The 1,106-nt window shown below is 68.6% G+C and carries 2 protein-coding genes; both read right to left on the reverse strand.

Annotation, left to right across the window (positions count from 1 at the left end):
• Positions 1-240: biopolymer transporter ExbD (locus EN969_RS32375; protein ID WP_206525300.1), on the reverse strand; the 240-nt coding region annotated here is incomplete at its 3' end.
• A 4-nt stretch (positions 241-244) separates the two neighbouring features.
• On the reverse strand, positions 245-1,106 hold an 862-nt coding region (gene exbB, locus EN969_RS32380; RefSeq protein ID WP_245467613.1), incomplete at its 5' end, for a tonB-system energizer ExbB.

Here is a 1,106-nt window from a genome sequence, read left to right on the forward strand (position 1 = left end):
GTCATTGCCGATCGCCAGCGTCAGATCGTCCTTCAGCGTCAGGAACAGCGGTGTCTCGGGCCTCGGCGCGGGCGTTGCGGTCGAACCCGGCAGGTCGACATTGACATCCACCGTGGCCAGCGGTGCCGCGACCATGAAGATAATCAACAACACCAGGATGACATCGATGAACGGGGTGACGTTGATCTCGTGGCTTTCCTCGAGATCGTCATCCATGGTCTGTCGGATTCTGCTTCCCATGGCGCTACTCCGCCGCCAGTGGCGCGGCCGGCGCGACGGTGCGGAAGTCGAGGTCGCGGCTGACCAGTCGTTCGACCCCTGCCGAGGCATCGGCGAGGATCTGCCGATAGCCGGCTATCGAGCGGGCGAAGACGTTGTAGATGACGACGGCCGGTATGGCCGCGACCAGGCCCATCGCGGTGGCCAGCAGCGCTTCGGCGATGCCCGGCGCGACCACGGCGAGATTGGTGGTCTGCGCCTGCGAGATGCCGATGAAGGCGTTCATGATGCCCCAGACCGTGCCGAACAGGCCGACGAAGGGCGCGGTCGAGCCGATCGTCGCCAGCACGCCGGTGCCGCGTGACATGCGCCGCGCCGCCGCCGCCTCGATGCGCGACAGGCGCGACGTAACCCGTTCCTTGAGGCCATCGCCTGAGACATGATCGAGGGCGCCGGCTGAGAGTGCGGTCTCCTCCTCGGCCGCCCGCACCAGCAGCGCGCCCGGGCCGCCGCTGCGGTCGAGGGTACTGCCGGCCTGCTTCAGCGTGGCGGCCTCGCCGATCGCCCGCACGGCGCGACGGATGCGCAGCTTGCCGCCGAAAAGCTCCAGCGACTTGGCCAGCCATATCGTCCAGGTGACGAGGGAGGCAAAGGCCAGCCCGATCATCACCGCCTTGACGACGATATCGGCCGCCATGAACATGCCCCATGGCGACAGGTCATGCGGCAAGGTCAATTCCATCGCCGTCGAAGGTCCGGCCTCGGCTGGCGCGGCTGTGTTCGGCTGGGTGCCTGGCTGCGAAGGCGCCATCGTGGCCGGCGGAGCGACTGCCGGTGCGGCGGGCGCCGGCGCAATCGGCGCTGGGGCCGTGGGAGCAGCCGGGGTG

The sequence above is a fragment of the Mesorhizobium sp. M7A.F.Ca.CA.003.01.2.1 genome, from assembly GCF_003998945.1.
Taxonomy (GTDB): Bacteria; Pseudomonadota; Alphaproteobacteria; order Rhizobiales; family Rhizobiaceae; genus Mesorhizobium; species Mesorhizobium ciceri.